The 6,952-nt window shown below is 38.6% G+C and carries 5 protein-coding genes and 1 pseudogene; 5 read left to right on the top strand and 1 reads right to left on the bottom strand.

The features are described 5' to 3' along the window. The 3 genes and pseudogenes from QL998_RS19865 to sbcB all read left to right on the top strand — a co-directional run. A pseudogene (locus tag QL998_RS19865) lies at positions 1 to 97 on the top strand (IS5/IS1182 family transposase); the annotation flags it as partial. Between the two features lie 239 nt (positions 98 to 336). Next, entirely contained in the window at positions 337 to 2,139 is a 1,803-nt protein-coding gene (locus QL998_RS19870) for an anti-phage dCTP deaminase (RefSeq protein WP_290193339.1), read from the top strand. A 235-nt stretch (positions 2,140 to 2,374) separates the two neighbouring features. Beyond that, the gene (gene sbcB, locus QL998_RS19875; RefSeq protein ID WP_002963201.1) at positions 2,375 to 3,820 is read left to right on the top strand and encodes an exodeoxyribonuclease I; all 1,446 of its coding nucleotides are present in this window, start codon (positions 2,375 to 2,377) and stop codon (positions 3,818 to 3,820) included. Positions 3,821 to 4,110: 290 nt separating this feature from the next. Here the strand turns inward: sbcB and QL998_RS19880 are convergent, their stop codons facing one another. Then, complete coding sequence (locus QL998_RS19880) at positions 4,111 to 4,992, bottom strand: NAD(P)-dependent oxidoreductase (RefSeq protein ID WP_290193340.1); 882 nt, start codon at positions 4,990 to 4,992, stop codon at positions 4,111 to 4,113. A gap of 121 nt (positions 4,993 to 5,113) precedes the next feature. Here QL998_RS19880 and QL998_RS19885 point away from each other — a divergent pair, with 121 nt between their 5' ends. Further along, a complete protein-coding gene (locus tag QL998_RS19885; protein ID WP_290193341.1) occupies positions 5,114 to 5,674 on the top strand; it encodes a glutathione peroxidase in 561 nt (186 codons plus the stop codon). A 100-nt stretch (positions 5,675 to 5,774) separates the two neighbouring features. Next, positions 5,775 to 6,755 (top strand): 2-hydroxyacid dehydrogenase, encoded by a 981-nt coding sequence (locus tag QL998_RS19890; RefSeq protein ID WP_290193342.1) that lies wholly within the window; start codon positions 5,775 to 5,777, stop codon positions 6,753 to 6,755. Positions 6,756 to 6,952: the final 197 nt, after the last annotated feature.

A 6,952-nucleotide genomic window follows, 5' to 3' on the forward strand; every position in this document is an offset into this window, starting at 1 on the left:
AGGGATAGCCACGCGGTATGAAAAGCTTGAACGAAATTATCATTCAATGCTCGCTTTAGCATTTACTATGATGTGGCTACCAATGTGGGCTGATTGATATATGTACTACAAAGATCAACAGCCCCTAGTCTAATAATTAGTGAGGCTTATTTAATAGTGAGGTCGAAGTAATTGCAGTGTTGAGCGTTCGTGGTATATTCACCGATACAATTACAAGTTATCTTATTGATTCTAAATGGATGTAAATTAGACAGTCCAGACTGACTTAAGAACTCTGTTGATTTGAATAATTATTTACCATCAATAGCCCAAATTAAACACGAAAAGGAATTCAAAGTGATAAATACAGATTTAATCTCAAATCTTTTAGGTGAACGTAGCAATTTCATATTAATAGGGTTAACCGGTAGAACTGGCTCTGGCTGCTCAACAACAGCAAATTTATTAAGTGGCGATAAATTAAAATTCCCTGCCAGTAACGAAGTTAACTATAAAACTGAACCTTACTTCTCGGGTATGGATATCAAGCGCTATGAAATTGTAAAAAAATACGCTGAAGAGAATAATGATCTATTTAAAGTAATTAAAATAAGTGAACTTATTAGCGCTCAGATTTTAAATATTACAGAAGATGATTTTAGAACTTTTATTGAATCTGTAATTGATAAAGATTTACATCAAAAAATAGAGCAAGTATTAGAAAAATGTAAATTTAAAGAAAGCCAAAAAGCATTTAAAAAGCTATCTAAAGAATCTGATTACTTTATTAATGGTACAAGCTCTCATAACCATGAACTAAAAGGTTTAAATATTTCAAGTTGGTTTGACATCATCAACCAGTTCACATTAAATTTAAAGGATGTACTAAAATCTGATTTAGCTAATAGTTATGTAACCATCTATCAAAGCGTTGGTGATTCGATACGCCGGACAAAAAAGATTACTCCTAACTACAGAGAAAATAGCTTTGTGCCAGAAGGGTTATTCGAATTACCACGAATGGTAAACCGGCTAATAAAATTCTATCGCTATAAAGATAAAGAAGACAAGAAAAAAACATATATTGCCATAGACACTATTCGTAACCCTTATGAAGCAAAGTATTTTAAAGATAGATATGCAGCATTTTATTTGGTTTCTATTAATGCGACAACAGAAGATCGAAAGAAATATCTGCAAGATAAATATAAGTTTACTTTTGATAAAATAGCCGAAATTGATGAAAGAGAATCAGGTAAATTCCCTACCGAAGGTAAAACAGATGCAAAATGTGGCGAATGTAATCAAGAAATAAATAAGTCATCTAAACATGACAAATACGATGAACTTATAATCTCGAATGTAAAAAGATGTATTGAGATATCTGATATACATATATTTAACCCAAGAAATGAACCACAAAACCACAACGTTCTGAAAGCTCAGTTAGCTTGGTATTTAAGTCTAATTAAACACCCTGGCTTAGTAACCCCAACTCCATTAGAGCGTGTCATGCAAATTGCATTTACGGCAAAAATGAATTCAGGTTGTATATCTCGACAAGTTGGGGCTGTTGTAACAGATGATGCTTACTCAATAAAATCTGTGGGATGGAATGATGTAGCCAAAGGACAAGTACCATGTAATTTACGTTCACTTGAAGATTTAGAAAATTTTTCTAGTGATACTACATACAGCGAGTATGAAAGAAACGATGAAAATTTTAGAAAATTTGCATCAAATGAATTAATTAAAATAAAGCATTTAGGAGAGAAAGGAAGAAATTTAGCATATTGCTTTAAATCAATTCAAAACAAAGTAGATAAAGAAAAAAACCAAGTTCATACTCGTTCACTTCATGCTGAAGAAAACGCATTTTTACAGTTAGCTAAGTATGGTGGTGTTGGTATTGAAGGCGGGAAACTATTTACTACAGCTAGTCCATGTGAACTATGTGCTAAAAAAGCCTACCAGTTAGGTATCAAAGAAATTATATTTATTGATCCATACCCAGGTCTAGCTATTCAACATATTATATCCATAGGGATAAATCCGCCTAAACTAATTCAATTCAGAGGGGCTGTCGGCAAAGCATACCATCAACTGTATGAACCTTTAATGCCTTATAAAGACGAATTAAATTATTTAGCTGATAACTAGACCACTATTTAGAATATTTAATTTTGCAACACAACTCTTGTATCTAGTAAGTGTTGTGTTGAAAAAAAACAGATAGCACAGAGCTCCACTATTAAAAGCAAATGCAACAAGCACATCATTTATTACCCAAACCTATAAACTCCCTCGCCCATATGCCATAATCTAAATAATTCATTATTTTAGTAACTTGGCGCGTATTTAGGCGCTTTTAAGTTAACTACTCAGGGTTTTCAGCATGGCATATCAAGAGCAAAATCAAGCAACCATCTATTGGCACGACTACGAAACGTGGGGAGCAAGCCCTCAAAAGGATAAGCCGAGCCAATTTGCGGGTATTCGTACCGATCTTGATTTAAATATTATTGGCGAGCCACTTATTGAATATTGTAAGCCGCAAGCGGATTACTTACCTCACCCTGAGGCGTGTTTAATAACGGGTATTACGCCACAAGTGGCGATGAAAAAAGGCTTAGTTGAAGCTGAGTTTATAGCAAAAATTCATGCCGAATTTAGCGTACCAAACACCTGTGTCGCCGGTTATAACAGTATTCGGTTTGATGACGAAGTAAGTCGTTACAGCTTTTACCGTAACTTTTACGACCCATACGAGCGCGAATATAAAAATAACAATAGCCGATGGGATATTATTGATTTAGTACGTGCTTGTTACGCGCTGCGCCCTGAAGGGATTGAATGGCCGTTAAAAGAAGATGGCAGCCCAAGCTTTAAGCTAGAGCATTTAACCGTAGCTAATGGTATTGAACACGCCGCTGCGCATGATGCACTAAGCGATGTAACCGCCACTATTGCACTGGCTAAGCTAATAAAAGAAAAACAGCCAAAGCTGTATAACTTCTTTTTTGGTTTGCGTAATAAAAAAGCCCTTGCTGAATTGGTTGACGTTTTTAACATGACGCCGCTGGTGCATACCACGTCGCGCATACCTGCAACACAAGGCTGTACAAGCTGGGTTGCACCAATGAGCTTTCATCCGGTAAATAAAAACGCGGTTATTTGTTTTGATTTAACTCAAAACCCGCAAGTACTCATTGATTTAAACGTAGAAGAGTTACGCAAACGCTTATACACCAAACGTGTAGATTTAGCCGAAGATGATTTACCTGTTGGTTTAAAACTAGTGCATTTAAACAAGTGCCCTATTTTAGCCCCAGCTAAAACATTATTGCCTGAAAACGCCGCCCGCCTTGGGATTGACCGCGAGCAGTGCTTGGCTAACTTAGCTATTTTAAAAGCCAATACCGACCTTCGCGATAAAGTAACCGAGGTGTTTAACGAGCAAGGCGATTACAGCGCAACCACTAACGTTGACTACTTACTTTACGATGGGTTTACAAGCCATGCTGATAAAGCTAAATTTGCGATTATTCGTGATGCAAAACCAGATGAATTAGCAGGGTTGAAGTTAGACTTTGAAGATAAAAAGTTTAATACGTTGTTGTTTAGATACCGCGCCCGTAACTGGCCTGAAACGCTAAACCAGCAAGAGCTTGACCAATGGCGCCAGTATTGCCAAAACAAGTTAATGCACGGGGAAGATCAACCGTCGATTAATGCGCAAGATTTTATGATCACCCTTGAAAACCTAGCGCATGAACATGACGACAGCGAAAAAAATCTTACAATTTTAAAGGCGCTGTATAACTACGCTCAAAGCATGTAATTTACTTTAATTTTGTTTATATAACGCATTAAAAACGCGACGCTTTAGCAATAAAGCGTCGCGTTTTTTTGTTTATAAATATCTGTACCACTTCAAACAAAGCAAAATCTATTTCACAAAGAGAAGCGAATGAGGAGTAAATGAGAATACATAAAAGCAATAATCTTTTGATCTATTACTGCCTCTAAAAGCGCAGCGCCTCATAACCTCTGTGTGAATAAGTCACTTTACGGGCTTTGCCCGTCACGCAAGTAAGCTTCGCGTTTACATCGACATACTCAACGTAAACGTTACTTTTTATGCAGTGCTTCAAGGCGTGCTAGTAAACTTGAGGTATCGTATCTGCCGCCGCCGAGTGCTTGTACATCGGCGTAATATTGATCGACCGTTGCGGTCATTGGTAATGTAGCGCCATTGTTTTTAGCTTCATCGAGTGCAATGCCTAAATCTTTACGCATCCAATCTACGGCAAAACCAAACTCATATTCACCCGCCCACATTGTTTTGTAGCGGTTTTCCATTTGCCACGAACCGGCTGCACCTTTAGAAATGGTCTCTATAACTTTTTCACCATCAAGCCCAGCTTGCTTGGCGAAATGTAAGCCTTCGGCTAAACCTTGCACTACACCAGCAATACATATTTGATTAACCATTTTACAAAGTTGTCCCGAGCCAACGCCGCCTAGCAATTGGCTAAAACGACTAAACGCCGCCATAACTGGCTGCACTTTAGCAAATACGGCTTCGCTGCCACCCGCCATAACCGTTAATACGCCGTTTTCGGCGCCAGCTTGTCCGCCCGATACAGGCGCATCTATAAAGTCGATATTTTGCAGAGCCGCTTTTGCAGCCACTTCACGTGCTACTTCAGCTGAGGTTGTGGTGTGATCAACCAAAACAGTGTGCGGTAGCATGCCCGCTAACACGCCGTCGTCGCCATACACTACTGAGCGTAAGTCGTCATCGTTACCAACACACATAAATACGATGTCGGCATTACTGGCAGCTTCGCGCGGGGTTGATGCAAGGCTTCCTGAATGTTCTGCAGTCCACGCTTGTGCTTTAGCTTGAGTGCGGTTATAAACGCATACGCTGTGCCCTGCTTTTGCTAAATGCCCCGCCATTGGGTAACCCATTACGCCTAAACCTATAAATGCGACTTTCATTGACATAAAAATGACCTATTTAACTGATAACTTAGAAACTAGACCTCGATTATGTCAACCGGTCGATAAAAAAGCGAATGAAAGTCTTTATAAAATTTCCTTAACGGGAAAGGTAAGTAGGTAACCTATGGACAGTATTTATCAATTTAATGCACCACTTTATAACAGCGAAAATTTTTCTCTTAGCCAATTACAGGGCAAAACCGTCCTTATTGTTAATACAGCGAGTAAGTGTAATTTTTCGGTGCAATTAAATGCGCTCGAAAAGCTCTATCAGCAATACAAAAGCAATGGTTTTACTGTACTTGCGTTTCCGTGTAACCAGTTTGGCCAAAATGAGCCGCTTGATAATTTAGCCATTAAAGACTTTTACCAAGAGCAATTTAATACCTCGTTTGAGGTATTTGGTAAGGTAATGGTAAACGGGCCAGAAACACATCCGTTGTTTAATTATTTAAAGTCGCATACGCGGGGTATTTCGCAAAATCGTGCAATTAAGTGGAATTTCACTAAGTTTTTAATTAACTCACAAGGGCAACTTGTTGCACGCTATGCACCACGTACTAAGCCTGAAACACTTAAACAAGTAATAGAAAGCAACCTACTGCAAGCCGCAAAGTTAAGCGCTGCTAGAGGTGGTAAAAAAGTATCGTCAAAAATACCTTTGTTTACGTCGGCTAAGGCATAAATTAGGGCTTAATTTAAATCAATAGAATGCGTGTTACTAAAGCATAGGTTTATAAAGTAGTTTATTGTATTGATACTTATTAAGCGTCGAGGCTATTACCATGAACATTGCTTTTTTTAGTACACAAAAGTACGAACTGCCTTTTTTTGAACAAAGTACACGCGATCACCGTGATATAAAAATAACGTATTTTGAGCAATCCCTGAGCGAACAAACGGCTATTTTAGCAAGCGGGTTTGATGCCATATGTGTATTTGTTAACGACACCGTAAACGACACGGTTATTGAACAACTGGCAAGCCAAGGCATAAATACTATTTTACTGCGTTGTGCAGGATTTAATAATGTTGATTTACCTGCAGCAAAAGCACATAAAATTAAAGTATTACGCGTACCAGCATACAGCCCAGAAGCAGTAGCCGAGCATTGTATTGCACTTATGCTAACGCTTAGCCGTAAAACCCATAAAGCGTATAACCGCGTACGCGAAGACAACTTTGATTTAAACGGGCTACTAGGTTTTAACTTGCACAATAAAACGGTGGGTATTGTAGGTTGCGGTAAAATTGGCCTTGCGCTGTGTAACATTTTAAATGGCTTTGGCGCTAAAGTATTAGTGTGCGACCCATACGCGCAACCTGGCAATTATACAATTACCGATATAGACACCTTGCTTAGCAAAAGCGATGTGATTTCTTTGCATTGCCCACTGAACGAGCAAACTCATCATTTAATAGATGATGAGGCATTTAGTAAAATGAAAACCGGCGTTATGCTTATTAACACCTCTCGTGGTGCATTACTTGATAGTAGCGCATGTATTAGTGCGCTAAAAACTAAAAAATTAGGCTACTTAGGGCTCGACGTTTACGAGCAAGAGTCGGAGCTATTTTTTAAAAATCACAGCGACGAAATAAATCAAGACGATATATTTTCGCGCTTAGTGAGCTTCAAAAATGTATTAGTAACGGGGCATCAGGGCTTTTTTACCCAAGAAGCGCTCACCGAAATAGCAAACACAACCCTACTTAACGCGCTTGAAGTAAGTGAAGGTAGGCCTCTGACTAACGAGGTTTTATAAGGCCTTGGCTTTACCTAAATAACAGGTACATCGAGTAGGGTGAGGCTTATGCCTCATCCCTCTCACAGAACCGTACGTACGGACCTCGTATACGGCTCCTGTACCCTTCACATTTTATCAACTTATTTCCTAAACGCTGATAAAGCAAGCCATCCCGTATTCACTTTTTCTATTGGATATAAACCAAGCTCCTCAAA

Source organism: Pseudoalteromonas sp. APC 3691, from assembly GCF_030408135.1.
Taxonomy (GTDB): domain Bacteria; phylum Pseudomonadota; class Gammaproteobacteria; order Enterobacterales; family Alteromonadaceae; genus Pseudoalteromonas.